General features: G+C 69.9%; 20 protein-coding genes. 9 read left to right on the forward strand and 11 right to left on the reverse strand.

Going from position 1 to position 25,344, the window contains the following annotated elements:
• Positions 1-14 precede the first annotated feature (14 nt).
• Positions 15-1,418: a replicative DNA helicase gene (gene dnaB, locus ACQPWW_RS34250; protein ID WP_433127917.1), complete on the reverse strand. Its 1,404-nt coding sequence runs from the start codon at positions 1,416-1,418 to the stop codon at positions 15-17.
• Positions 1,419-1,816: 398 nt separating this feature from the next.
• Here dnaB and ACQPWW_RS34255 point away from each other — a divergent pair, with 398 nt between their 5' ends.
• Positions 1,817-3,361 carry a hypothetical protein gene (locus tag ACQPWW_RS34255; protein ID WP_433127918.1) on the forward strand — a complete coding sequence of 515 codons (1,545 nt, stop codon included), beginning with the start codon at positions 1,817-1,819 and terminating at the stop codon, positions 3,359-3,361.
• A gap of 120 nt (positions 3,362-3,481) precedes the next feature.
• On the opposite strand, the gene rplI is transcribed toward ACQPWW_RS34255, so the two are convergent.
• The 4 genes from rplI to rpsF all read right to left on the reverse strand — a co-directional run bounded on the left by rplI (position 3,482) and on the right by rpsF (position 5,132).
• The gene (gene rplI, locus ACQPWW_RS34260; RefSeq protein ID WP_357411252.1) at positions 3,482-3,928 is read right to left on the reverse strand and encodes a 50S ribosomal protein L9; all 447 of its coding nucleotides are present in this window, start codon (positions 3,926-3,928) and stop codon (positions 3,482-3,484) included.
• Between the two features lie 14 nt (positions 3,929-3,942).
• Entirely contained in the window at positions 3,943-4,224 is a 282-nt protein-coding gene (gene rpsR, locus ACQPWW_RS34265; RefSeq protein ID WP_051723758.1) for a 30S ribosomal protein S18, read from the reverse strand.
• A complete protein-coding gene (locus tag ACQPWW_RS34270) occupies positions 4,224-4,760 on the reverse strand; it encodes a single-stranded DNA-binding protein (protein ID WP_433127919.1) in 537 nt (178 codons plus the stop codon). Before ACQPWW_RS34270 ends, rpsR begins: the two co-directional genes overlap by 1 nt.
• A gap of 81 nt (positions 4,761-4,841) precedes the next feature.
• A complete protein-coding gene (gene rpsF, locus ACQPWW_RS34275) occupies positions 4,842-5,132 on the reverse strand; it encodes a 30S ribosomal protein S6 (protein ID WP_036411437.1) in 291 nt (96 codons plus the stop codon).
• Between the two features lie 638 nt (positions 5,133-5,770).
• On the opposite strand from rpsF, the gene ACQPWW_RS34280 reads away from it, so the two are divergent.
• Both ACQPWW_RS34280 and ACQPWW_RS34285 read left to right on the forward strand, forming a co-directional pair.
• Complete coding sequence (locus ACQPWW_RS34280) at positions 5,771-6,562, forward strand: deoxyribonuclease IV (RefSeq protein ID WP_433127920.1); 792 nt, start codon at positions 5,771-5,773, stop codon at positions 6,560-6,562.
• Positions 6,559-8,919, forward strand: coding sequence for a hypothetical protein (locus tag ACQPWW_RS34285; protein WP_433127921.1), 2,361 nt, complete (start codon positions 6,559-6,561; stop codon positions 8,917-8,919). Before ACQPWW_RS34280 ends, ACQPWW_RS34285 begins: the two co-directional genes overlap by 4 nt.
• A 15-nt stretch (positions 8,920-8,934) precedes the next feature.
• Here ACQPWW_RS34285 and ACQPWW_RS34290 read toward each other — a convergent pair whose 3' ends face one another.
• From ACQPWW_RS34290 to ACQPWW_RS34300, 3 genes are all read right to left on the reverse strand, one after another.
• Positions 8,935-10,443, reverse strand: a complete 1,509-nt coding sequence (locus tag ACQPWW_RS34290) for a glycosyltransferase family 87 protein (protein ID WP_433127922.1) — start codon at positions 10,441-10,443, stop codon at positions 8,935-8,937.
• A 127-nt stretch (positions 10,444-10,570) separates the two neighbouring features.
• Positions 10,571-13,441 carry a transglycosylase domain-containing protein gene (locus tag ACQPWW_RS34295; RefSeq protein WP_433127923.1) on the reverse strand — a complete coding sequence of 957 codons (2,871 nt, stop codon included), beginning with the start codon at positions 13,439-13,441 and terminating at the stop codon, positions 10,571-10,573.
• A gap of 197 nt (positions 13,442-13,638) precedes the next feature.
• Entirely contained in the window at positions 13,639-14,088 is a 450-nt protein-coding gene (locus tag ACQPWW_RS34300) for a DUF5318 domain-containing protein (RefSeq protein ID WP_433127924.1), read from the reverse strand.
• Positions 14,089-14,263: 175 nt separating this feature from the next.
• On the opposite strand from ACQPWW_RS34300, the gene ACQPWW_RS34305 reads away from it, so the two are divergent.
• Positions 14,264-14,902, forward strand: coding sequence for a PadR family transcriptional regulator (locus tag ACQPWW_RS34305; RefSeq protein WP_433127925.1), 639 nt, complete (start codon positions 14,264-14,266; stop codon positions 14,900-14,902).
• A gap of 23 nt (positions 14,903-14,925) precedes the next feature.
• Positions 14,926-16,005: an inositol-3-phosphate synthase gene (locus tag ACQPWW_RS34310; RefSeq protein WP_433127926.1), complete on the forward strand. Its 1,080-nt coding sequence runs from the start codon at positions 14,926-14,928 to the stop codon at positions 16,003-16,005.
• 93 nt (positions 16,006-16,098) lie between these two features.
• On the opposite strand, the gene ACQPWW_RS34315 is transcribed toward ACQPWW_RS34310, so the two are convergent.
• Both ACQPWW_RS34315 and ACQPWW_RS34320 read right to left on the reverse strand, forming a co-directional pair.
• Positions 16,099-17,040 carry a hypothetical protein gene (locus tag ACQPWW_RS34315; RefSeq protein WP_433127927.1) on the reverse strand — a complete coding sequence of 314 codons (942 nt, stop codon included), beginning with the start codon at positions 17,038-17,040 and terminating at the stop codon, positions 16,099-16,101.
• A 119-nt stretch (positions 17,041-17,159) separates the two neighbouring features.
• Positions 17,160-17,639: a methylated-DNA--[protein]-cysteine S-methyltransferase gene (locus ACQPWW_RS34320; protein ID WP_433127928.1), complete on the reverse strand. Its 480-nt coding sequence runs from the start codon at positions 17,637-17,639 to the stop codon at positions 17,160-17,162.
• Positions 17,640-17,719: 80 nt separating this feature from the next.
• Here ACQPWW_RS34320 and ACQPWW_RS34325 point away from each other — a divergent pair, with 80 nt between their 5' ends.
• Together ACQPWW_RS34325 and ACQPWW_RS34330 are read left to right on the forward strand one after the other, a co-directional pair.
• Positions 17,720-18,241 (forward strand): hypothetical protein, encoded by a 522-nt coding sequence (locus tag ACQPWW_RS34325; protein WP_433134752.1) that lies wholly within the window; start codon positions 17,720-17,722, stop codon positions 18,239-18,241.
• A 29-nt stretch (positions 18,242-18,270) separates the two neighbouring features.
• Positions 18,271-19,803, forward strand: a complete 1,533-nt coding sequence (locus ACQPWW_RS34330; protein ID WP_433127929.1) for a flotillin family protein — start codon at positions 18,271-18,273, stop codon at positions 19,801-19,803.
• Between the two features lie 147 nt (positions 19,804-19,950).
• Here the strand turns inward: ACQPWW_RS34330 and ACQPWW_RS34335 are convergent, their stop codons facing one another.
• A complete protein-coding gene (locus ACQPWW_RS34335) occupies positions 19,951-21,411 on the reverse strand; it encodes a CCA tRNA nucleotidyltransferase (protein ID WP_433127930.1) in 1,461 nt (486 codons plus the stop codon).
• A 128-nt stretch (positions 21,412-21,539) separates the two neighbouring features.
• Between ACQPWW_RS34335 and murJ the strand changes: the two genes are divergently transcribed.
• Together murJ and ACQPWW_RS34345 are read left to right on the forward strand one after the other, a co-directional pair.
• Positions 21,540-23,279 (forward strand): murein biosynthesis integral membrane protein MurJ, encoded by a 1,740-nt coding sequence (gene murJ / locus ACQPWW_RS34340; protein ID WP_433134754.1) that lies wholly within the window; start codon positions 21,540-21,542, stop codon positions 23,277-23,279.
• A 445-nt stretch (positions 23,280-23,724) separates the two neighbouring features.
• A complete protein-coding gene (locus ACQPWW_RS34345; RefSeq protein ID WP_433127931.1) occupies positions 23,725-25,332 on the forward strand; it encodes a protein kinase family protein in 1,608 nt (535 codons plus the stop codon).
• Positions 25,333-25,344 lie beyond the last annotated feature (12 nt).

A 25,344-nucleotide genomic window follows, 5' to 3' on the forward strand; every position in this document is an offset into this window, starting at 1 on the left:
TCGTGCAGGATTCCTCAGCCGATGGCCATGTCGACGAATCGAGAGAGATGCAACTGCGCCGCTACGGTTACGGTGTCCGTTGGTCCATTTCGATGCTTGGCAACAATGAAATCCGCCTCCCCGGCACGCGGCGACTCCTTGTCGTAGTAGTCGTCGCGGTGCAGAAGGATGACAACGTCGGCATCCTGCTCGATTGACCCTGATTCCCGCAAATCGGACAGCTGAGGTCGCTTGTCGGTGCGCTGTTCGGGACCACGGTTCAGCTGACTGACCGCGATGACCGGGCACTCGACCTCCTTGGCCAACAGCTTGAGGCCACGGGACAGGTCCGCGACCTCCTGCTGGCGGCTCTCGGTGCGCTTGGGCGACGTCATCAGCTGGAGATAGTCGACCACGATCATCTTGAGGTCGTGCCGCTGCTTCAACCGGCGGGCCTTGGCCCGGATCTCCATCAGGTTCATGCTCGGCGTGTCGTCGACGAAGAGCGGCGCCTCACTGATCTCACCCATGCACCGGGCCAGCTTGGTCCAGTCGTCGTCGGAGAGCTGCCCACTGCGCAGCACGTGCAGTGGCACCCGCGCCTCGGCGGAGAGCAGCCGCATGACGATCTCGACCTTGCTCATTTCCAGCGAGAAGATCGCAGCGGCCTGATTGGCGCGAATGGCGGCATTTCGGGCAAAGTCCATACTAGCGGTCGATTTGCCCAAACCAGGCCTGCCAGCAACGATGATCAATTGGCCGGCGTGCAGGCCGTTGAGCAGCCGGTCCAGGTCGCTGAAGCCGGTGGGGACGCCGGTCATCATGCCGCCCTGCGCGCCCACCGCCTCGATCTCGTCAAGCGTCGGCTGCAACATGTCGGCCAGGATCGCGAAGTCCTCGCTGACCCGCCGTTCAGTGACGTCGTAGACGGCCTGCTGGGCGAGGTCCACGACGTCGTCGACGTCGCGACTGCCGCCGCTGGCGGTGCCGTAGCCCAGTTGCACGATCTTGGTGCCCGCCTCGACCAACCGGCGCAGCACCGCGCGTTCGCTGACGATGCGCGCGTAGTAGGCCGCGTTCGCGGCGGTCGGCACGCTGGCGATGAGGGTGTGCAGGTAGGGCGCGCCGCCGATGCGTACCAGGTCGCCGGAGTCGGCGAGCGCCGCCGCGACCGTGATCGAGTCGGCCGGCTCACCCCGGCCGTAGATGTCGAGGATGATGTCGAAGATGGTGGCGTGCACCGGCCGGTAGAAGTCGTTGGTCTTGAGGATCTCGACGACGTCGGCGATGGCGTCCTTGGAGAGCAGCATGCCACCGAGGACGCACTGCTCGGCGGCGACGTCCTGGGGTGGGGTCTTGTCGAACTGGCCGTCTCGTTGCGCGGGTGGCTGGCCACCACCGGACCGTGACTCCGCCCGCATGTCGTCGGTGACCGACACGGGTCCCCCCTCCACTGCGCCGGATCCGATTCCAGCTCTACCGCTGGGGTACGACACTTCACCTTCGACCAGGCCGGTCGATCGGGGGCCATCGTGCCGGCGGTCGAGGGCCAACCATACGGACCCCGAGGTCAGAGACTCAACAAGGCCGGTGGACGAGCCTCGGGACAACCTGTGGATGCCGGGGGACATGATGTGCGCAGGGTGTGCACAGCCTGTGGATAACCATTGGGGAATTCTTGGCCTTAGGTCGTTGACCTGCGGGAACATGCTCCCCAGCCTGTGGAGGAGAATATTTCGGTCGGGCCTGTGACACGATCGTCCCGTACTATCTCCAGCGAACGGCTACACCTGGACAGCGGATTCCGCTTTCGGTTCAGAAGGGTCACACTCCGGCCGTGAGTTACCGGGACTGGGGACGCGGGGATGGCAGCCCGCGCGAGCGCCAGCCGACCGCCTCGTGGGGTGAGCCCGCGGCGTCTCTTCCGGTTGATCCGTACGACGAGGACGGCCGCTACCGCACGTCCAGTCGGCGGCGTGCGTTGGACCGCGGCCAGGACGAGCCTGTCGACGCCTACCTGCCCCGGTGGGCGCTGGAGTCGGGCGTTCGGCACGCTGACGGCGGCGGTCGCCACGCCGCACCGGACGAGGACGAGGACGACCCCGAACGCGAGCGGCCGATCTCCGGCGCCGGCCGGCGGTCCGTCGAGTCGTTCGACAGCCGGCGGCGGGGCAGCGAGACGGGTTGGCGGGAGCAGGCGGCGATCGGCGCGGCCCCCGAGTCGGACCACACCCGGGAGTGGACGCTCGACCGTCCGCAGGAGCAGGGGTACGCCGGGCGTCGACGCGCGGACGCCGGGGAGGACGAGCCGGTTTCCGGCGCTGTCCCGGACCGCCGTCCCCGTCGCGCGCCCGCTGGCCGCCCGCAGGTGATCTGGTCGGGCGGGGATCTGGAGTCCGCTCCGAGCGAGCCGGCGCCGGGCCCGGAGGTGAGCCGTCCCACCCGGCGCAGCCGCCGTGCGGCGGAGGAGTCGTGGTCCCGGCCGGCGGCCGACCCGTGGGCACGGGGGTCGGATCGGGTGGCCGAGCCCGAGCCGTCGTATCCGCCCGCGGTGGACCCGTGGGACGCCTCGGGGGTGCACGCGTGGCCGCCCGGGGCCGGTGCTGACGGCACGGATCTGAGCGAGCAGTGGTCGGCGGTGGAGAGCGTCGGTGGCTGGGAGCGGTCCGACCGCACCGGTCAGTGGGAGCGGGCCGCGATCGAGGACGATCAGTGGGACCGTACGCTGCCGCCGCGCTCCGACCGGGCTGCCGCGGCGGAGGGTTGGCCGGCCCGGGACGACGGGTTCTGGTCCGGCACCCGGCTGGCCGGCGATGATCCCCGATGGACGGATCCGCTGCCGTCCGCGCCCCGCTCGCCGGTGGTGGGCTACACGGCCCCGAGACCGCGTAGCGCCGCTGTGCCGCCGGTGGGTGCGCCACGGCGTCGGGCGGACCGGCCTGCGGTCGGGGCGGCGTCGGTGCGTCAGCGGGTCGAGTCGGCGGCCACTAGCGCCTGGGCTCGCCGCCTGGAGGACGACCTGCTCGATCCGGATCCGGGTGGGCCCTTCCGGCCGTTGCTCTACACGGCTGCCTGTTACCTGACGCCGGCGGTGCTGATCTTCGTGTGGCTGTTGACATTGGACAGTCAGGCGCCGGCTGGTTGCGTGACCGACATCAGCGGGGGTGGGTGCGACTCACCCCGGTCCCGGGCGTTGGAGTCGCTGCTCGCCGGCTCGCCGCGCTTCGGGTTGGCGCTGGTGAGCAGTCTGGTGGTGGCGGCGCTGCTGCGTCGGGTGGGCACGACGTGGCGTTCGGCGACCATCGCGCTCGCCGCCGCGGTGGTGGGCGGCGGCCTTTCCACGGTGCTGATCAGCGCGGTGACCGGTCAACCGATCGGGTGACCGGCCGGCGGGCCGGGGTCGTGCCGGGCGAGGGCGGCGCGTCCGCGCGGGCCGGACGGCGTACGCACGAGGGCCCGCACCGATCGCTCGGTGCGGGCCCTCGTGGTGGTGTTGCGGACGTCAGCCCTGAAGGACGTTCAGGTTGAACGACGCGGTCACCTCGGGGTGAAGCTTGATCTTCACCGGGTAGCTGCCAGTCGACTTGATGTGACCGGGCACCTCCAGTCGGCGACGGTCGAGGACCGGGCCGCTGGCCGCCTTGACGGCGTCGACGATCTCGGCCGGAGTGACCGAGCCGAAGAGCCGTCCGCCGTCGCCGGCGCGGACCTTCAGGTTGACCTTGAGACCCTCGAGCTGAGCCTTGACCTCGTTGGCGTGGTCGAGGTCGCGGATCTCACGGGCCGAACGCGCCCGCTTGATGACCGTGACCTGCTTTTCCGCGCCCTTGGTCCAGGCGATCGCGAAGCCCTGCGGCAGCAGGTAGTTACGGCCGTAGCCGTCCTTGACCTCGACGACGTCGCCCGGGGCACCGAGGCCGGACACTTCCTGAGTCAGGATGATCTTCATATCGGTGCCTCCTCTCAGCGGGTGGTGGCCGTGTACGGCAGGAGCGCCATCTCACGGGCGTTCTTGACCGCACGGGCGATCTGGCGCTGCTGCTGCGAGGTCACGCCGGTCACCCGACGAGCGCGGATCTTGCCGCGATCGGAGATGAACTTGCGCAGCAGCGCGGTGTCCTTGTAATCGATGTAGGCGATCCCGTCCTTGTCGAGCGGGTTCACCTTCTTCTTCGGCTTGCGCAGTGCCGCAGCCTTGGCCGTTGCACGTGCTCCTGGTTTGCGATCGCGAGCGCTAGGCGCCATTAGAACGGTGGCTCCTCGTCAAAATTGGCGCCCGAACCGGCACGCGCGGGAGAGGGAGCGGCCGAAGCCCAGGGGTCGTCGAAGTTGCCTCCGCCGCCGCCCTGGCTGCCACCGCCACCGCCGCCACCGAAGCCGCCGCCACCGCCGCCGGAGCGGGACATCTTCTGCACCTTCGCCGTGGCGTAGCGCAGCGACGGGCCGATCTCGTCGACCTCGAGCTCGATGACAGTGCGCTTCTCACCCTCGCGGGTCTCGTACGACCGCTGACGCAGTCGGCCCGACACGATCACCCGAGCGCCACGCTGCAGCGACTCGGCGACGTGCTCGGCGGCCTGACGCCAGACGGTGCATGCGAGGAACAGCGGCTCGCCGTCCTTCCATTCGTTCGACGCCTTGTCCATGAATCGGGGCGTCGAAGCGACTCGGAACTTGGCGACCGCAGCCCCGGAGGGGGTGAACCGCAACTCGGGGTCATCGGTCAGATTGCCGATGACCGTGATGGTGGTGTCTCCTGCCATGACCATCTCCTCGCGCACTCAGCGTCTCGTCGTACAGGCTCCCAGAGCCCTCTGACAGAGTCGCGGAGGCTGATCCGGACGAACCGGGGGTTTGAAGGCTTAGCGCATTTCCGGTCGAAGGACCTTGGTGCGCAGCACGGACTCGTTGAGTCGCAGTTGACGGTCCAGCTCGGCCACCGCCGCAGGCGTGGCCTGCAGGTCGACGACGGCGTAGATGCCCTCTGCCTTTTTGTTGATCTCGTACGCGAGGCGCCGGCGGCCCCACACGTCGGTCTTCTCAACCGAGCCACCCGCGGTCCGAATCACGTTCAGGTACGTGTCGAGCGACGGGGCGACGGTGCGTTCCTCGAGGCTGGGGTCGAGGATCACCATGATCTCGTAATGACGCAAGACGTGCTCACCTCCTGTGGGCTAAGCGGCCACGGTCCTTCCGTGGCAGGAGGTCGTGCGTCGCTGCCCGCACGTGCCGGGGGAACCCGACCGGACGCGGACAACCTGACCAGGATACCCGGTCCGAACGATCATGCCCGGGGCGGTCGGGTCGACACCCGGACACGCTGACGGGGGTCCACCGCCCGACCGTGCACCGATCGGTGGTGGACCCCCGTCCAACGAGGCCGCGGGGCGTCCCGTCCGCATTCCTTGGGTGGGACCTGGGGAGGAACGACCACACCGATGAGGTTGGACTGGAGACGCCCCGCGGAGCTTTATCGTGTTGTTATCTGACGATACAACAGCACTCGTACCTTGTCGGAGGAAAAAGCACAAATTTCCGAGATTCTTCGTCTGTCGGAATCCGCTGACGGAAGGGGTCGCCCCCGCCGCGCCGGGCCGCGTGGCGGAGGCAACCTCGCTCTCGGCCGTCGACCCCGATCGCCGTACGCGGCGCTCGCACCGCCGGCTGACCGGGCAGTGGTCGCCGGTTCAATCCCATCAACGACCGTCGGTCCGAGCGGTGACGTGAACGGCACGCGACATCGCCCCGACCGTCGCGGCGGCGGTCAGGGTCGCGACGTAGGCTCGCTCGCATGCGTATCGGAGCCCACGTCGATTCGACCGACCCGCTGGCGGAGGCGGCCGCCCGGTCCGCCGACACCGTGCAGTTCTTCCTCTCCGACCCCCAGGGATGGAAGGCGCCCAAGCCTCGGGAAGACGCCGAGCGGCTGCGCGCGGCCGAGGTCGACCTCTACGTGCACGCGCCGTACGTCATCAACGTGGCGACCCTCAACAACCGCATCCGGATCCCGAGCCGGAAACTGCTGCTCGGGCACGCCAACGCCGCCGCCGCCATCGGCGCCAGGGGCCTGATCGTCCACGGCGGGCACGTCAACGCCGGGGACGACCTGGCAGTCGGCTTCGACAACTGGCGCAAGACCTTCGCGTACGCCGCCGACTCCGGCGGCTTCGGCGTGCCGGTCCTGATCGAGAACACCGCCGGGGGCGACAACGCGTGCGCCCGTCGACTGGACGCGCTCGCCCGACTCTGGGACGCCATCGGCGACCATGAGGTCGGCTTCTGCCTGGACACCTGCCACGCGTACGCGGGTGGCGAGGAGCTGCTCGGGCTCGTCGACCGGGTCAAGGCGATCACCGGACGGATCGACCTGATCCACGCCAACAACTCCAAGGGCGCGTTCAACTCCGGGCAGGACCGGCACGACAACCTGGGCGGCGGAACGATCGACCCGGAACTGGTGGTGGCGGTGATCCGGGCGGCCGGGGCGCCGGTGGTCGTCGAGACACCGGGAGGTGTGGCCGGTCAGGCCGCCGACATCGACTTCCTCCGTGAACAGCTCGGGACGGAGAGCCGGCCAGCATGACGACCGGACAACCCGGGACCGGTAAGGCCCGGCCCAACCCCGCCGGCCCGAATGCCGAGAACCGACCCACCACCGGTGACAACAAGCCCGGCCCCGCGACGGACGAGGTGGCCAAGGCCGGCGACGCCACCGGCACCGGCGGCCCGAAGCGCGGCTGGACCTGGATCAACGGCGTGACCAAGCGCGGCAGCGCGGCCAAGCGCGCCGGCACCGCGACCAGTGCCGCCGGCGCGGCCAGCACCGCCAGTACCGCCGGCGCGGCCAGCACCGCCGGCGCGGCCAAGGACAGCGACGCCGCCACTGGTGACAACACCCGGACGGACGCGACAAAGAGCGGCGACCCGACCAAGGCCGACAACACCAAGACCGGCTCGACCAAGGCCAACACGACCAAGGCGGACAACACCGAGGCCGGCTCGACCAAGGCCGACAACACCAAGGCCGGGTCCGCCAAGGTCGAGGACCCGGTCAAGGGCGGCGACACGAAGGACGGCGCGGCAAAGAGCGGTGGCACGGCCACGAGCGAGAAGCCGAGCCAGGCCGACGGTCAGGCGCAGACCGATGGCGAGACGAAGCCGGCTGACCCGGATCGTTGGGAGGCGTTCGCTTCCGCCCCGGAGCCGAAGCCGTCCATCTTCAGTCGGGCCGGCCGGGCCGTCGGCCGATTCCTGATCCACGAGTGGACCCTGGCCGCCCTGGGCTCGCTGGCACTGGCCGTGCTGATGACCTGGCCGACGCTGCGCTACCCGCGCTACACACTGCCGCAGGACTACTGGGATCCGAGCCTGCAGGCCTGGCAGATGGCCTGGTCGGGGCACATCCTGCTGACCGACCCCGCGCACCTGTGGCAGTCCAACACGTTCTTCCCCGAGCTGTGGAGCTTCGCGTTCTCCGACACGCTGCTCGGGTACGCCCCGGCGGGGATGCTCGGCAGCGGCCCCGAGGACGCGATCCTGCGCTACAACATCATGTTCGTGCTGGCGCACGCGCTCGCCACGTTCGGGGCGTACGTCCTGGCTCGACAGCTCGGCGCCGGCCGGATCGGTGCCGCCGTCGCCGGTGTCGCCTACACCTACGCGCCGTGGTTGCTGTCCCAGGCCGGGCACCTGCACGTGCTCTCCAACGGCGGGATCCCGCTGGCGCTGGCGATGCTGGCGCGGGGGCACGGTTGGTCACTGCGGCACGGTTACCGACCCGAGCGGCGGCACGACGGTTGGGTCTACGGCGGCTGGCTGGTCGCGGCCTGGCAGCTCAGTCTCGGCTTCGGCATCGGGCTGCCGTTCGCGTACTTCCTGGGCGCCGCGGTGCTGGTCGCCGTCGTCCTCTTCTACGTGCGGCGGCTGCGCACCCGCCAGGCCGTGCCCTTCGGTCGCCGGTTGTTCGTCGCCGACGTGCTCGGTGGGGTGTTGTTCGCCGGTGTGGGTCTGCTGATGGCGTTCCCGTTCTTCCGGGTCACCGAGCTGCACCCGTACGCCGAGCGCACCATCGACGACGTCAGCATCTTCTCGCCGCCGCCGTCGGGTTTCGTGACGGCGCCCGCGGAGTCGTGGATCTGGGGTGGGCTGCACGAGGGTGCCCGTGCGGCGCTGCCGTGGCACCCGGAGATGACCCTGTTGCCGGGCTTCGTGCTCTACGCGCTCGCCCTGGGTGGGCTGTTCTTCTCGGTCTGGCGGCTGCGGCACCGACTGCTGCTGCTCGCCGGGGTGCTGGTGACGATGGCCTTCGCGATGGGCACCCGTTTCTTCGACGGCACCTTCACCTACGTGCCGCTCTTCGAGCACGTGCCGGGCTGGAGTGCGCTGCGTACCCCTGGTCGGTTGATGCTGTGGACCACGTTGTTGCTGGGCCTGCTCGCGGCGGGAGCGGTCACCGCGCTCACCGACCGGGTCCGCGAGCTGACCGCGCAGCGGATCCCGTCGTGGCCGGGTCCGTGGCTGCGGATGGCCACGCTGCTGCCGCTGCTGCTGGTGACCGTCGAGGGCCTGAACAGCACCCCGCACCCGGTGGTGCCGACCCAACCGGCCGCGCTGCGTGCCGCCGAGGGACCTCTGCTGGTACTGCCGAGCAGCCAGAACCTGGACCAGCACGTGATGCTCTGGTCGACAAGCGGGTTCCCCGACGTGGTCAACGGCGGCAGTGGCTTCACCCCACGTCAGCTTGACGACGTGCGTCGGGTGAGCCAGTCGTTCCCCAACCAGACAAGCGTCGACTACCTGCGCACGCTCGGCGTGCGGACGGTGGTGCTGCTCCGCGACCAGGTGCCCGGCACGCCGTGGGAGATCACCATCGACGCGCCCGTCGAGTCGCTCGGCATCACCCGTCAGGAGGTCGGGGACGCCGTCGTCTACCGGCTCTGACGCGGGTCCGCGGGATCACGCGGTGGGGGCGGGTTCGGGTTCGGGTTCGTTCGTCGTCGCTCGGCGGCGCAAGCGGTCCAGCCACGGCGCATCCGGTGCGCCGTCGAGCACGCCGCCGTCCGGGTCGTCCGGATAGGTGGCCCGTACCGCGTCCTGCTCCGGGTGCAGGATCTCCCGGATGACAAGCACGCAGAGCACCACAACGGTGGTCAGCCGCAACGTGGAGGCCAGCACGAACACCCCCTCCGGGAAGACCGGACGGCTGGTCGCCGCGCCGAGCAGCTCACCGTAGAAGGCGACGAAGTAGCAGACCTCGGCGATCTGCCAGGCCAGGAAGGCACCCCACTTCGGTCGGGCCAGCACCACAAGCGGCAGGAGCCACAGCACGAACTGCTGCGACCAGACCTTGCTGAAGATGAGGAACGCCGCGACCACCAGGAAGGCGAGCTGACCCAGCCGCGGTCGGCGCGGCGCCCGCAGCGCCAGCACTGCCACGCCGAGGCAGGCCAGCCCGAACAGCGCGTACGAGAGGGTGTTGAGGGTGGGGATGTTGGCGTTCAACCACTCGAACGGGCCGAGCTGGCCGGGGTCGTTGCCGACCTTGCCGTCCAGGTATCGCCCGATGTACCAGAGCGTGCCCCAGTCGATCGGCCGGGTGGTGTTCAGCTCGAAGAACCGGTCCCAGTTGTCCGGGTAGGCCCGTGCGGCGGGCAGGTTCACAAGCACCACGGCGGCGATCGCCGTGCCGACGGCGGTGAGCGCCGCGCGGACCCGGCTGGCCCGCAGTCCGAGCACGAGGATCGGCCCGAGCAGGAACAACGGCCACAGCTTCGCCGCGCCGGCCAGCCCGAGCAGCACGCCGGCGACCGCCGGTCGTTTTCGGGCCCAGGCCAGCAGACCGAAGGCGGCCAGCCCGATGGCCAGCAGGTCCCAGTTGACGGTGGCGGTGAGCACCAGCGCCGGGGCAAGTGCGAACAACGCGGCGTCCCAGGGTCGTCGGCGGCGCAGTGCGAGGATCACCCCCACCGTGGCCACCGCCAGCGCGCCAAGCACCAGCGCGTTGAGGTTGTAGAACCACTGACCCTGGTTGATGCTCGGGTCGCCGTCACCGACGGCGTGCACCGGCAGGCCCAGCGCGCCCATGAAGTAGCCGGTCAGCACCGGGTACTCGACCGGGTGGTCGCGGTAGGGCACCTTGCCCTCGTTGAGCCCCTCGGCGTAGTACAGGGCGAGAACGTCGGTGTAGCAGAACCGGTTGTACTGGACGTTGTTCTGCCAGGCACCGTCCTGGCAGGGCGACTTCTGCACCCAGTGCAGCGCGAGAGTGAGGCAGGCCAGGGCCAGCACGATCCGGACGGCGGTCCAGAAGCGTCGCTCCTGGCCGGCCGGCCGGTCCAGCGCGGTCGCGTGGTCGCCCAGTGGGCCGCCGATCGCGCCGGAGAGGCCGCGGACGAACCCGTCGGATCGGGACGGGTGATCGGTGGTTCCGGCGTCGTCGATGCCGGGCGTCGACTGGGTGCTCATGAGAAGGCATCCTGCCGTATGACGGGGGTACCCGTCCCGTCCCGACGCGGAGAGATCTGGGTACGGAAACGCCGCCGCCGGCCGAACAGGTCGTCCGGCCGGCGGCGGCGTCGTGCGGAGCTGCGGGTCAGTCCCGGTACGGCGTTACGCCGGGCAGCAGTCCACCGCCGCCACCACCGCCACCGGGTCCGCCGGGCCCACCGGGGCCGCCGGGGCCACCAGGACCACCAGGGCCGCCGGGCCCACCAGGAGTACCGCCCGGGACCGTGCAGAACGGGTCGGTCAGCGGGTCGCAACCGCCCGGTTGACCAGGCAGGCCCGGAATCGTGGGTGGTGGCTCCTTGCCGTTGCCCTTCGTGACGTCACCCTCGCCGGTGACGCTGGGCAGGGGGATCTCCTCCAGGCCCTTGAGGGCGGTGTTCATGAACTTCTCCCAGATCGGGCCGGGCAGCGTCGAACCACCGATGTCCTTGCCGCTGGCGAGCCGGATCTCCGGCTTCTTCGGGTCCCGGCTGCCCACCCAGACCGCCGTGGCGTTCTGTGGGGTGTAGCCGACCGTCCAGGCGTGCGAGTTGTCGTCCTTGTCGTACTCCCAGGTGCCGGTCTTGGCGGCGGCCTGGCGGCCGTCCTCCAGGGAGATGTCGTTCGGGCGCGGGATCTGCTTCAGGACGCCGGTGACCTCGTCAGTGATCTTCTTGGGGATCCGCTGCTCCACCTTGATGCGCTCGCTGCCGACGATCTTCCACTTGCCGGTGTCCTTCTCCTGCTGCTCCACCTTGAGGACGAAGTGGGCCTTGATGTACTTGCCGTCGTTGGCGAAGGTGGCCATGGCGTTGGCGTGGTCGAACACGGTGATCGGGTACTTGCCGAAGGCGGTGTAGTTGTCGAAGGGGTTCGGCCCCTTCTTCGACAGGTCGAAGGCCTGCGGCGGGTCGACGCCCCACATGGTGGTCACGCCGGCCTTCCGGGCCATGTCGACGACCTTGTCGGCACCGATCGTGTCGGCGACCCAGTAGAAGGGCACGTTGTACGACTGGACCGTCGACTCTTCGAGGGTGCAGTACTTTCCGCACTTGAGGTTGGTACGACCGGCGTTACCGATCGCGACAGCGGAGCCCTCGGGCTTGTACGGCGTCGGGTCCCAGTGCGACTTGACCGAGATGCCGGCCTCGATGGCGGCGGCCAGGGTGTACACCTTCATCGACGAGCCCGGCTGGTGCCCACCGGTCAGGTCGCCGTTCTTGTCGGTGTTCTTGCCGGCGTAGTCGAAGTCCGCCCCGCTGTCACCGCCGTAGTAGGCGAGCACCCGACCCTTCGACGGGTCGATCGACACCACGGCCGCCATCAGGTTCTTCGGCTGGTCGTTGAGCTCGGAACCCTTCTTCGACTGCATCGCCGTGTTCTCGGCGGCGGTCTGCAGCTTCGGGTCGATGGTGGTGGTGATCCGGTAGCCGCCGTCGCGCAGCGCGTCCACGCAGCTCGTCTTGCCCTCCGCTCCGGTGTCGGAGCAGAGGCCCATCGTGTCCATCTCCTGACGGACGTAGTTGATGACGTTGCCCCGTGGGCTGTCGACGCCGAACCCGTTCCCCTTCTTCGGCGGCAGCACCTTGGGGTATTCAGTCGGTGAGGCGGGCTGCCCGGCGGCGTCCACCCAGCCCTCCTTCTTCATGCCGGCGATCACGTAGTCCCACCGCGCCTTGGCGTCGGGCAGGTTGACCGCGGGGTCGAATCCCTTGTGGGTGTCGCTCGCCACCGGCTGCTTGATGACCGCCGCGAGCACCGCGCCCTCGCCGACGCTCAGGTCCTTCGCCGCCTTGCCGAAGTACGTCTGCGCCGCGGCCTCGATGCCGTAGGCACCGCGTCCGAAGTAGATGACGTTGAGGTAGTGCTGCATGATCTCCGGCTTGCTGTACGCGTCGTTCAGCTTGGAGGCGAGGATGGCCTCCTTCACCTTCCGGCCGTACGTGTCGTCCTGGAGATTCTCGAACGCGTTACGGGCGTACTGCTGGGTGATGGTCGAGGCGCCCTGCTTGTCGCCACCGGAGATGTTGTTCCATCCGGCCCGGACGATGCCCTTGTAGTCGACGCCGGAGTGCCGGTAGAAGTTGCGGTCCTCGGCTGCCGCCACCGCGTGCTGCACGTGCTCCGGGATCTGGTTGATGGTGACGAAGGTGCGGTTCTCGCTGCCCAGCTTGGCCAACGGGGTCTTGCCGTCCTTGGCGTACACGGTGGTGGACAGCGGCAGCGGCAACTCGTTGGGCATGACCACGTTCGTCGAGTAGTAGGTGAACCCGACCACGCCGACACCGGCCAGCATGATGAAGACCGCGACGCCGGCGATCAGCAGGTTCATCCGCTTGCGCTTCTTCGACCGCGCCGCAGCCGGACCGCCCGCGCCACGACCGCCCCGACCCGGACCGTTGGGCCCACCCGGACCGTTGGGCCCACCCGGACCGTTCGGACCACCCGGGCCGCCCGGCCCACCGGAGACCGGCGAGACGCTCGCCCGGGCGACAGCGGCCCGGCCACCCACCGACGCGGAGCCGACGCTGGCTCGACCCGCCGAGGCGGCGCCGACAGAGGCGGCGCCGACCACGGCCCGGCCTGCCGGTGCGCCGGGTGCCGGGGACACGGGCACCGAGGCCCGCCCGGCGCCGGCGCGGCCGGCGGCCACGCCGGGTGCCGGCGACACCGGCACGGAGGCGCGTCCTGTTCGACCCGGGGTCGCCGAGCCCACCGAGGCGGATCCGGCCGCCGCGCCACCACGCGGCGGCACCGAGGCCGATCCGCCCACCGTGGCCCGACCACCGGCGGCCCGCGGCGTGACCGAGGCGCGACCCGGGGTCGCCGCTCCGCCCTCCGAGGCCGACCAGCCATTTCCGCGGGAGTCACCGCCGGGCTGGCGGTACGCGTGGTCCGCGCCCGCCCCGGGGTCGCCCTCCGGGCCCGAGTACTGGGCCCGTCCGCGCGCAGAACTGGGATCGCCGTACGAGTTCATTCCTCACACCCTGCCGGTCGCGGTGGGGCGCGACTGCGCCGCCACCGGGTTGCCGTGAGTTGCTTCACCTGGGACAGCGGCACGGGGGTGCCGCTTCACCGGGGTCAATGCCGTATCAATCGGGCCAATCGGACCATCGAGCGGTCGTCCGTCCCGGGTTTCGTCGATGGCCCCGGGGCCGGTCCAACCAGCTGCGATCACCGTTGCGCCTCTCGCCTCCGCCGACCCGCACCTTCGGCAGCCACCACATCCTGCTCACCGGTGCCGTCGCTGTCGCCGGTCAGACCGTCCCGGCCGAGCAGGTACTGCTCGACGAGATGGTTCCAGTCACAGCCGAGGCACACCTCCACCACGAAGACCTGGAACTCACGCAGCGTCATCGCCAGCACGGGTAGCTCGGTCAGTGTCCGCGCCTGCCCGGCGGACTGCTTGAGCTCGTCGCCGTAAATGTAGTGGACGAGGGTCAGGTTTTCACTGCGGCAGATCGGGCAGCGCCGGTCGGTCGGCTCTCCGTGGAACCGGGCGGCGTTCTTCAGGTACGGCGACGCGTCGCAGACGTCGTACGTGCCGACCCGGCCGGCCAGGAGCTCACGCAGCACTGCTCGCTTCTGAAGCGAGTAGTCGACGACCTGGCGCTGCGTACGCATGCGGAGAAGGGTACGCGGTCCGGCCCGAGCAGGCGACCATGCTCACGATCCGTGACGACAGCGTCTCGGATCGGGGGTTTGCCCTGACCGGCGCAACCCGCTAACGTGCGATGTATCGGTCCGATACATCGTGGTGGTTACCACTCCACGCCGGAGGGAAAAGAGAGGGTGGCCAGTGCTCGAATTCGCCATCCTCGGCCTCCTGCAGGAGTCTCCGATGCATGGCTACGAGCTGCGCAAGGAGTTGACCGCCAAACTCGGCGCGATCCGGGCGGCGATCAGCTACGGCTCGCTCTACCCGACCCTACGCAGGCTGCAGGCGGCGGGTTGGATCACCGAAGCTGCTGAGACACCCGCCACTGCCGAGGAGGTTCCCGCGCTGACCAGCCGACGAGGTCGGGTGGTCTACAAAATCACCGCGGAAGGCAAGGAACGCTTCGCCCAGCTGATCGCACAGGCCGGGCCCGAGACGTACGACGACACGGGCTTCGGGGTGCACTTCGCGTTCTTCGCCCGAACCGACCAGGCGACCCGACTCCGCATTCTGGAGGGTCGCCGCCGCAAGATCGAGGAGCGTCGCGAAGGGCTTCGTGACGTGCTGGGCCGGGCAGCCGAGCGCCTCGACGCTTACACCTTGGAATTACAGCGCCACGGCCTTGACGCCTGTGAGCGCGAGGTCCGCTGGCTGGAGGAGCTCATCGCCAACGAGCGCTCCGGCCGAGCCCCGACGGTCCCGCAAACCGGGACGGCCGGTGGCCGACGAGAAGACAACAGCCCGCCTCCGCCTGGAGAGACCAGGAATGAGCGGCCGTGACAGAAAAGAAGGAGGCAGACGCTATGGGCTCCGTCCGCGTCGCCATCGTCGGTGTGGGTAACTGCGCCTCGTCCCTTGTTCAGGGCGTCGAGTACTACCGGAACGCCAACCCGAACGACCGCGTCCCGGGTCTCATGCACGTCGCCTTCGGCGACTACCACGTCAACTCCGTGGAGTTCGTCGCGGCGTTCGACGTGGACGCCAAGAAGGTGGGCATGGACCTCGCGGAGGCGATCGTCGCCAGCGAGAACAACACCATCAAGCTCTGTGACGTGCCGCCGACCGGCGTCAGCGTGCAGCGCGGTCCGACCTTCGACGGTCTGGGCCAGTACTACCGCGAGATCGTCGAGGAGTCCGACGCCACCCCCGTCGACGTGGCGCAGGCGCTGCGCGACGCGCAGGTCGACGTCGTCGTCTGCTACCTCCCGGTCGGCTCCGAGCAGGCCGCCAAGTTCTACGCCCAGGCGGCGATCGACGCCGGTTGCGCGTTCGTCAACGCCCTGCCGGTCTTCATCGCCTCCGACCCGGAGTGGGCCCAGAAGTTCACCGACGCGGGCCTGCCGATCGTCGGCGACGACATCAAGAGCCAGGTCGGCGCCACCATCGTGCACCGCGCCCTGGCCAAGCTCTTCGAGGACCGCGGCGTCGAGCTGCTGCGCACGTACCAGCTCAACTTCGGCGGCAACATGGACTTCATGAACATGCTGGAGCGCAAGCGGCTCGTCTCGAAGAAGATCTCGAAGACCCAGTCGGTCACCTCGCAGATCCCGCACGAGATGAGCAAGAGCGACGTGCACATCGGCCCGTCGGACCACGTGCCGTGGCTGGACGACCGCAAGTGGGCGTACATCCGCCTGGAGGGCCGCTCGTTCGGTGACACCCCGCTGATGGCCGAGCTCAAGCTCGAGGTGTGGGACTCTCCGAACTCGGCCGGCGTCATCATCGACGCGGTGCGGGCTGCGAAGATCGCGCTGGACCGGAAGATCGGCGGCCCGATCCTGTCGGCCTCGTCGTACTTCATGAAGTCCCCGCCGGTGCAGTACGCCGACCACGACGCCCACCAGGCCGTCGAGGAGTTCATCGCCGGCGAGGTCGAGCGCTGACCCGCTGAGCACCACGTACGGCCGAGGGCCGGGTCCGTTGGGACCCGGCCCTCGCCGCGTTAGGTGCCTCGCCGTCTGGTGCGGCGCTTCGCGCTACCTCCAGCTCGGCGTGCTCTGCTTGGCCTTGGCCGCCCGCTTCGCCTTGCGCTCGGCCAGCGACTCGGTGCTGCGCGCCGTCGCGTTGACGGAGTACGGCAGGATCGCGGGGTCGACCTCGCCGTAGCCGATCACGAACGCGGTGGCGTCGAGGACGACGTGCGTGGTCTGGAGCGCGTAGATGGAGATGAAGTCCTCCTCCCAGCCGATGCCCGACATGAACGCGTTCGAGTTGACCTGGTTGGCCACGTAGTTCAGCGAGGCGAAGTTCGCCGGACGCGGGGTGCCGTACGGGAAGATCTGCAGGAAGCCCGCGTTGATCGCGGTCGTCGCGGTGACGATGCCGAAGAGCGCGTCACCGTAGTGGACGAAGTCGTCGAGCCGGACGTGAATGGTCTGGCCGCCGCGCAGGCGACCCGACGAGTCCAGGGTGGTCGTCGAGGCGTTGTCGATCCGGGCGCGCAGGGCCGCCTCCCGGGTGTCGATGATCCGCTGCGGCACGATCGGCACGATCTGGTTCGAGTTGCCGGTGGTGTGCACGTAGTCGGTCAGGGAGGTGGTGCCGCTCTGGACGGAGACCACCTGGAAGTTGCCGTACTTGTCCACGCCCATCGAGCCGACCGGCGCCTGTTCGCTCAGCAGCTCACCGCTGGGAATCAGCATGAGCGGCGGGCCGGCGAACTCGATGCCGTCGGCCACCGTGACGTTCGTGTTCGCCAACCGCAGGGTCGGCCCGTTCGCCGGGTTGACAAGCGCCGTGGTGCCACCGCCGGTGACGAAGTTGCTGGCGGCCTGGATCACCGGCTGGCCCGGGTCGGCCTGGGCCTGCCCGGCGACTGCGGCACCGACCACTGTGGTGCCGGCCACGCCGGCGGCCACGGTGCCGGCACGACGCAGCAGCTGACGCCGGCCGACGGTCTTGTCCTGGTTTTCGGTCATGGGTACCCCCGCGAAAGTGGAAATGACGCTCGATCATGACCGCTGTGGCGACGGCTTCACATCGACCGGTCGGCTGATAGTCACGATTCGTTCCGATCATGCGGGCCGACCACGAGCGGTCAGGACCAGGCGTGCCGCAGAGCGACAGCGGCCTCCAGCTCCAACAGCGTGACCTTGCGCGGCAGGCCCCCACCGAAGCCGACCAGCTTGCCGCCCGCGCCGACGATCCGGTGACACGGCACGATCACCGGGACCGGGTTGCGGTTGCAGGCCACGCCGACCGCCCGAGCCGCCCCGGCATCGCCGACCAGGCGGGCCACCTCGCCGTACGTCAGCGTCTCGCCGTACGGAATGCGTGTCATCTCCCGCCACACGGCCCGCTCGAAGTCCGAGCCGCGCGGCATCGACACCGCGACGGTGAACGCGGTCAGCTCGCCGGCGAAGTACGCCCGCAGCTCGGCGACGACCTGCCGGGACAGCACGTCGTCGGGCTCCTCGGTTGCTGACTCGACCCGGCCGAAATGGGTGCCGCAGATGCTCGTGCCATCGGTGGCGACGGAGAACTCGCCGATCGGTGAGTCGAGCACTGTCCAACGCATCGCCCCATTGTCCCCGACCCGGGCGACACCGAACGGACCCCGTTGATCGGAGGCAGTCTGCGTTGCGGGGCGTCGATACCGTGCAGGTCGTGGCAACGGGGACGCTCATCTTTCTGATCATCGGCGGGGCGGGCATCGGGGTGCTCGCGCTCGCGCTGCTCGGCACCGAGCTGTTCCAGTTCGGGCATGCCGACGTCGACGGGCCGATCTCCGTCGAGACGGTTGCCGGCTTCGCCGGGGCGTTCGGGTTCGGTGGGGCCATCGTCAACGAGCTGCTCGGTGCGCGTACCCCCGGCATGATCGTCGGTGCGGCGGCCGGCGGCGTGCTCGCGGCGGTGCCCACCGGGTGGCTGGCGTCCCGATTGAGCCGCGCGGCCCGGAACATGCGCACCGATCCCACCCCCACCCGCGACGACCTGGTCGGCGCGCTCGGCCTGGTCGTCACCCCGGTGCCGGCCAACGGGTACGGCGAGGTGCGGGTACGCCTCGCCGGCCAACCGGTCAAGCTCAGCGCCCGCGCGGACCAGCCGATACCACTCGGCGCCCAGGTCTTCGTCGTGCAGGCGCTCAGCGAGACCAGCGTGCACGTCGAGACCTACTGATCTCCTCCTCGTAGACGGGACTTCCTTATATGGCCCTGCTCATCGCCATCGGCGGCGCGGTGCTCCTCGCGCTCATCCTGGTGCTCTTCGTGCTCTCCCGGATCAAGGTGGCCGGGCCGAACGAGGCGTTCATCGTCACCGGCCGCAAGGGCCGCACCACGCAGACCGCCGACGGCGGCCGGTCGACCGACAACTCCGGGCAGAAGGTCGTGCTGGGAGCTTCGGTCTTCGTGCTCCCGGTGGTGCAGAAGCTCCAGTCGCTCGACCTGTCCAGTCGACGGATCGACGTCGGCATCCGAGGCGCGGTGAGCAAGCAGGGCATCCGCGCCGATCTGCACGGGGTGGCGATCGTCAAGGTCGGCGGCACCGAGGACGCGATCCGGGCCGCCGCCCAGCGGTTCCTGCACCAACAGGACGAGATCGACAACTTCACCCGGGAGGTGCTGGCCGGCGCGCTGCGTTCGATCGTCGGCCGGCTCACCGTCGAGGAGGTCATCCGGGACCGGGCGGCGTTCGCCAGCGCGGTCGCCGAGGAGGCCGAGCACTCGATGACCAACCAGGGTCTGGTGCTGGACACCTTCCAGCTCCAGGACATCCTCGCCGAGGGCTCCTACCTGCAGGACCTGGGCCGACCCGAGGCCGCCCGGGTGCTCAAGGACGCGGCCATCGCCGAGGCGCGCGCCCGGCAGCAGGCGGAGCAGGAACGGCTGCTCGCCGAGGAGGCCATCGCGGAGGCCAACCGGAACCTGGCCCTCAAGCAGGCCGGTATCCAGGCCGAGATCGACGCGGCGAAGGCGAAGTCCGCCGCCGCCGGGCCGCTCGCCCAGGCGGAGCGGGACCAGGCGATCCTCTCCGAGCAGCAGAAGGTCGCCGAGCGCAACGCCGAACTCAAGCAGCGCCAACTGGACACCGAGGTGCGCAAGCCCGCCGACGCGGCGCGGTACAAGGTGGAGCAGGAGGCCGAGGCGTCCCGCAACGCGGCGGTGCTGCACGCGGACGCGCAGCGGCAGTCGGTCATCGCCGCCGCGCAGGCCTCCGCCGAACAGGCGCGGCTCACCGGTGAGGGCGAGCGGGCCCGGCGTGCCGCGCTCGCCGAGGCGAACGCGATCGAGGGCGCCAAGGAAGGTGAGGCCGAGCAGCGCCGCCGTTCCGCGATCGCCGAGGCCGTGGAGCGGGAGGGTCGGGCCGAGGCCGCGGCGATCCTGGCCAGGGGTGAGGCCGAGGCCGACGCGATGGCGCGCAAGGCCGAGGCGTTCGCCGCGTACGGCGAGGCGGCGGTGCTGGATCTGCTGGTCAAGGTGCTGCCGCAGGTGGTGGAGGCGGCCAGCGCGCCGATCGGGGCGATCGACAAGATGACTGTCATCTCCACCGACGGCGCGTCGTCGCTGACGAAGTCGGTGGCCGGCAACGTGGCCCAGGGGCTTCAGCTCGGCAGCGACCTGACCGGGATCGACCTGGCCGGTCTGCTCGGACGGCTCGGCTCCGCGTCGACTCCGGGCGGCAACGGCACCCCGGCCGGCACTGGCGCTTCCGTGGACGGGACGGCCGTAGAGACCCGCTGACGGAGAACGCCGACGGGCGCCGCTCCCGGGTTCCGGGGTGGCGCCCGTCGGGGTGATCCACTCGGCTTCCTGAAAGTCGGGCCGTCCGGAGTGCCGGGACACCGCGACTTCAGCGAAACCGAGTCGATCATCGCGAGGCTCGGGGTGCTAGCTGATCAGGCCCTCGGCGCGGGCCCAGCGCAGCAGCTCCACCTCGGCGGCGTCGCGGTCCAGCGGGCCGTGTTCGAGGCGCTGCTCCTTGAGGTGCTTCCAGGCCCGCCCGACGACCGGCCCCGGCGGTACGCCGAGCAACTCCATGATCGCGTTGCCGTCCAGGTCGGGGCGGACGCGGGCCAGGTCCTCCTCGGCCGCGATCCGGGCGATCCGCTCCTCCAGCGCGTCGTAGTCCGCCGCGAGCTGGGCGGCCTTGCGCCGGTTACGGGTCGTGCAGTCCGAGCGGGTCAGCTTGTGCAGCCGGGGCAGCAGGTCACCGGCATCGGCGACGTAGCGACGCACCGCCGAGTCGGTCCACTCACCCCGCCCGTACCCGTAGAAGCGCAGGTGCAGCGCGACAAGCGCGGTCACCTTCGCGATGACGTCCTTCGGGTAACGCATGGCCTTCATCCGGGCCTTGGTCAACCGAGCGCCGACCACCTCGTGGTGGTGGAAGCTGACCCGACCGTCGGACCCGACCGCCTTCGTCGCCGGCTTGCCCACATCGTGCAGGAGGGCGGCCATCCGCAGGATGAAGTCGCAGCCCTCCTCCTCGTAGGAGACCGCGTTCTCGACGACCGTCAGGGTGTGCTCGTAGACGTCCTTGTGCTGGGCGTGCTCGTCGATCTCCAGCTTGAGACCGGTCAGCTCCGGCAGAAACCGCTCGGCCAGGCCGGTGTCGACAAGCAGCCGCAGCCCGGTGATCGGGTCCGCGCCGCAGAGCAACTTGGTGAACTCGTCCCGGATCCGCTCGGCGGTGATCCGGTCCAGGTCGGCGGCCATCTCACTCATCGCCCGGTGCACGTCCGGGTGCACGGCGAAGCCCAACTGGGCGGCGAACCGGGCGGCCCGCAGCATCCGCAACGGGTCGTCGCCGAACGACTCACCCGGGGTGCTCGGAGTCCGGATCACCTTGGCCGAGATGTCGTCCAGGCCGCCGTGCGGGTCGGTGAACCGGTGCTCCGGCAGGCTGACCGCCATCGCGTTGATCGTGAAGTCGCGCCGCTTGAGGTCCTCGTCGAGGCTGGTGCCGTACACCACCACCGGATTGCGGCTGACCTGGTCGTACGACTCGGCACGGAAGGTGGTGATCTCCAGCCGGAGGCCGTCGCGCTGCGCGCCGATGGTGCCGAACTCGCGACCGGTCTCCCAGACCGACTCGGCCCAGCCCTTGAGGACCCGCAGCGTCTCGTCGGGGTGCGCGTCGGTGCAGAAGTCGAGGTCGTCACCGAGCCGGCCGAGCAGGGCATCCCGCACCGAACCGCCCACCAGGTGCAACTCGTGACCGGCGCGGACGAAGCGGCGGCCCAACTCGTCGGCGACCGGGGAGACCCGCAGTAGTTCGGCGACGGCGTTGCGCTGCGCGGCGGTGAGTTCGCGGCGGTCGGCGGCGTGGGGAGCGGAGGCTTCGGACATGGGATCGCCAGCTTATCGGGCCGGGGTGTGATCCGATCCGCCGGGCGCGGGGTAACGGGTGGGGGTTGACTATGGTCTGTGGCGTGCGGGTCGGTGTCCGGCTCGACGTACCCCCTGGGAGGCTGGAGATGAGCGGCGGGCTCTACCGCAGCGCCAACGCCACGCCGGACGGTAACGTGCCGCCGGCTGACGGGGCGATCTTCATCTCCGCGGAGCCGCTGAACCAGCCCGGGGTGGAGGCCACGGCGCCACCGCCCGAGGTCGTCGGCGAAACCAGCGCTGCCGCCAACAGCGCGGTCATGGCGGTGGGCAGTCTGGTCAGCCGGGGCACCGGCTTCATCCGGAACCTGATGATCGGCGCCGCGCTCGGCAACCTGATCGGCAACGCCTACACGACAGCCATCTTCCTCCCCAACCAGGTGTACGAGTTCCTGCTCGGCGGGGTGCTGACCAGCGTGCTCATCCCGGTGCTGGTCCGTCGACGCAAGAGCGACCCGGACCGGGGCGAGGCGTACGCCCAGCGGCTGCTCACCCTCGCGGTGCTGGCGCTGGCCGTGGCGGCCCTGATCGCCGTGGTGTCGGCGTCCTGGCTGACCGCCATCTACGCCAGCGGCAAGGACGAGGCCTACACCAGCCTGATCACACGCCTGTCGTGGCTGATCCTGCCGATGCTCTTCTTCACCGGCGTCAGCGCGTTGATCGCGGCGGTGCTGAACACCCGGGGCCACTTCGCCGCGCCGATGTGGGCGCCCATCCTCAACAACCTCGTGGTGATCGGCGTCTTCGGTCTCTACATCCTGGTCTACGGGGCGAAGGGGCTACAGCCGTCGGACATGGGCGCCGGCCGGATCCTGCTTGTCGGTGGCGGCACCCTGCTCGGTGTGGCGGTGCAGACCGCCGGGCTGCTGCCGGCGCTGCGCAAGGTCGGTTTCCGCTGGCGGTGGCGGTTCGACTTCCGCGAACTGGGGCTGCGCGAGCTGGCCCAGCTCGGCGCCTGGATGTTCTGCTACGTGGCCGTCAACCAGCTCGGTCTCTTCGTGGTGGTCAACCTCCTCACCCGGGCCGCTGGCACGGACCAGGCCGGCATCCTCATCTACAACAACGTCTTCCTGCTGCTGATGATGGCGCACGGCATCATCGCCGTCTCGATCATCACCGCGCTGATGCCCCGGATGGCCGCGGCAGCCGCGGACGGGCGGTTCCACGACGTCACCGCCGACCTCTCCCGGGGTGTCCGGATGGTGACAGCGGTGCTCGCGCCGATCGCGGTCTGCTACGCCGTGCTGTCCACCCCGATCTCGATCGTGGTCTTCCGGTACGGCGCGTTCAGCGCCGAGAACGCGACGGCGACGTCCACCGTTCTGCTGGCCGCCGCGCTCGCCCTGGTGCCGTTCGCGATCAGTCAGCTCTTCACCTTCGCCTTCTACGCGCTGCCGGACACCCGCACCCCGGCCCTCATCAACATCCCGGTGGTGGCGCTGCGGGTCGGCGTGCAGATCGTGCTCTTCGCCGCGTTCGCCGCGCACTTCGCGGCGGCCGGGATGATGATCGGCAACGCGGTCTCCTACCTGGCGGCGGCGGTTGCCTCCGCCTGGTTGCTGCGGCCTCGGGTCGGCCGGATCGGGCTGGGCGCCATCATGCGCACCATCGGCCGGGTCGTGGTCGCCGCACTCGGCGCGGCGCTGATCGGATGGCTGGTGATCGCCGTTCTGCCGGGCGGCGACAGGCCGAGCTGGATCGAGGCGGCCATCCAACTCGTCGTCGGTGGAGCGGTGATCGGCGGGAGCTACCTGGGTCTGGCGACGGTGCTGCGGATCGGCGAGATCACCGAGGTGGTCGGGATGGTCCGCCGCCGTCTCGGTCGCTGACCGGCGGCGGTTGGTTACAAAAAGTTGACATACACACGGAACGTGACAGCGGATCACCAGGCTGGGGACACAGCTGTGGATAACTCCGCGATTCGCCGGTCAACAACCGCACCGGCCTGTGGATAACCAACCGTACGGCTGAGCGTGGCAATCCGATCGGCGGGAACAGGCACGGTGGCGGGAGAGCCACACCAGCCCGGCCCCGGCGTCGGTCACTTGCGGTGAAGCCGTAGATTAGCTAGTACATGTGCCAGCAACGTGGCTGACAACGGTCGTAACCGGACGAGTTCCTCGACTGCCGGAAGCCCGTCGGGTACGGCGGGAAGATGACATGTCGGGGAGACGGGCAACCCGGGTAAGGTCGCTCTCGACGGGTACGGCAGGGGCCGACGCTGCGCGTCGACACCGGTCGGCCGGTTCCTTCAACGGCAGAGCGGGAAGCCACATGCCCAGCAGTGCGGGTCCATCGATCGACACGATCACCGAGGGAGGACGGGTGACCCAGGTCGGCGAGGGTCAGGAGGCGGACGAAAGCGCTCCTCCGGTCATGACCTTCGGTGCTCCCACGGCCGGTGAAGTCCTCGCCGAGCGGTACGAGCTGGTTGAGCACATCAACAACGACAGCGCGGGTCGGCTGGTCTGGCGCGGGGTCGACGTCATCCTGCGCCGTCCCGTCGCGGTGGTGCTGCGCTACCCGGGTGGCGACTCCGCCACCGAGATGCTCCAGGCCGCCGTGGCGGCCAGCCGAGTCATCCACCCCAACCTGGTCGGCGTCTACGACGCGATCGACGAGGCCGAGCGGGCGTACGTGGTGCGCGAATGGGTCGATGGGCAGTCCCTGCGCGACCTGGCGGCCGACGGCCCACTGGACCCGGCCCGCGCCACCGCGATCGGCAACGCCGTCGCGAGCGCACTCGCCGCCGTGCACGCCACCGGCATGGTGCACGGCAACGTCCACCCCGGCACCGTCATGATCAGTGACGAGGGTCGGGTGGTCCTGGCCGACGCGCGCACCGACGGCGCCGACAGCCAGGAGAACGACATCCGGGCGGTCGGCGGCATCCTCTACTTCGCGCTGACCGGCTCGTGGCCGCACGCCGAGGCACCGCTGCACGGCGCCACCGCCGGTCACGGCCGGGCCGCCATCCCGGACGCGGTCCGGGACGCCGGAGGTGGCATCGCGGCGCCCCGTCAGGTCCGGGCGGGTGTGCCCGCGTACCTGGACGACCTGACGATGGATCTGCTCGACGCCGAGATCGCGCCGCCGTCCTCCGATGTGCTCGCCGCCGAGCTGGCCCGACTGGACGTGCCGGCCGAGGAGGAGCACTACCTCGAGAACAGCGGCCCGCTGCGGTTCGCCGCCGACACCGGCGAAGAGCCGTCGCCACTGGCCGCGGCCGGTGGTCGCAAGGTCGCCGTCGGCATCGCCGGCCTGCTGGCTGTCGCCCTGGTCGGTCTGCTGATCGGGATCAGCACGCTGGGCGACAAGGACCCGCAGACCGGCCAGGGTCCCGCGCCATCGTCGAGCGCCCCGGCCAGCGATGCCACTCCGGCCGCCGCCACGGTCCGCAAGCTGCCCGTGAAGACCGTTCGGATCATCGACCCGGACAGCCAGGTGCGCGACGAGCTGGGCGGCGCCGACAAGGTGACCGACGGCGACCCGGACAAGGGCTGGGGCACCGACACCTACACGGCCGCCAAGTTCGGCAACAAGAAGCAGGGCATGGGGATCTGGCTGGATCTCGGCGCGCCGCACACCGTCAAGTCGGTGCAGGCGATCCTCTCGGCCCGTGGCGCCTCCGCCCAGCTCCTCACCGGCACCGTCAACCCGCCGTCGACCTCCAACGGCGACAAGCAGCTGATCGCCAACTACAAGACCCCGAAGACCACCATCGGGCAGCCCTTCGAGGACCACGACGGCACCACGATGGCGTTCGACGGCTTCGACGCCGACGCGAAATACCAGTACCTGCTGTTCTGGATCACCGAGTTGCCGGCCAGCGAGCGGGGCTTCCAGGTCGACGTCCAGGAGATCACGGTCCAGGGGTCGTGAGCCTGGCATCTC

Source organism: Micromonospora sp. CA-240977 (assembly GCF_050942285.1).
Taxonomy (GTDB): Bacteria; Actinomycetota; Actinomycetes; order Mycobacteriales; family Micromonosporaceae; genus Micromonospora.

What these genes read in the sequence shown, in the direction of transcription:
- rplI (WP_357411252.1), bottom strand. Translation starts at nt 3,928, where the DNA reads ATGAAGATCATCCTGACTCAGGAAGTGTCCGGCCTCGGTGCCCCGGGC.
- rpsR (WP_051723758.1), bottom strand. Translation starts at nt 4,224, where the DNA reads ATGGCGCCTAGCGCTCGCGATCGCAAACCAGGAGCACGTGCAACGGCC.
- ACQPWW_RS34280 (WP_433127920.1), top strand. Translation starts at nt 5,771, where the DNA reads ATGCGTATCGGAGCCCACGTCGATTCGACCGACCCGCTGGCGGAGGCG.
- ACQPWW_RS34285 (WP_433127921.1), top strand. Translation starts at nt 6,559, where the DNA reads ATGACGACCGGACAACCCGGGACCGGTAAGGCCCGGCCCAACCCCGCC.
- ACQPWW_RS34290 (WP_433127922.1), bottom strand. Translation starts at nt 10,443, where the DNA reads ATGAGCACCCAGTCGACGCCCGGCATCGACGACGCCGGAACCACCGAT.
- ACQPWW_RS34295 (WP_433127923.1), bottom strand. Translation starts at nt 13,441, where the DNA reads ATGAACTCGTACGGCGATCCCAGTTCTGCGCGCGGACGGGCCCAGTAC.
- ACQPWW_RS34300 (WP_433127924.1), bottom strand. Translation starts at nt 14,088, where the DNA reads ATGCGTACGCAGCGCCAGGTCGTCGACTACTCGCTTCAGAAGCGAGCA.
- ACQPWW_RS34310 (WP_433127926.1), top strand. Translation starts at nt 14,926, where the DNA reads ATGGGCTCCGTCCGCGTCGCCATCGTCGGTGTGGGTAACTGCGCCTCG.
- ACQPWW_RS34315 (WP_433127927.1), bottom strand. Translation starts at nt 17,040, where the DNA reads ATGACCGAAAACCAGGACAAGACCGTCGGCCGGCGTCAGCTGCTGCGT.
- ACQPWW_RS34320 (WP_433127928.1), bottom strand. Translation starts at nt 17,639, where the DNA reads ATGCGTTGGACAGTGCTCGACTCACCGATCGGCGAGTTCTCCGTCGCC.
- ACQPWW_RS34330 (WP_433127929.1), top strand. Translation starts at nt 18,271, where the DNA reads ATGGCCCTGCTCATCGCCATCGGCGGCGCGGTGCTCCTCGCGCTCATC.
- ACQPWW_RS34335 (WP_433127930.1), bottom strand. Translation starts at nt 21,411, where the DNA reads ATGTCCGAAGCCTCCGCTCCCCACGCCGCCGACCGCCGCGAACTCACC.
- murJ (WP_433134754.1), top strand. Translation starts at nt 21,540, where the DNA reads ATGAGCGGCGGGCTCTACCGCAGCGCCAACGCCACGCCGGACGGTAAC.
- ACQPWW_RS34345 (WP_433127931.1), top strand. Translation starts at nt 23,725, where the DNA reads ATGCCCAGCAGTGCGGGTCCATCGATCGACACGATCACCGAGGGAGGA.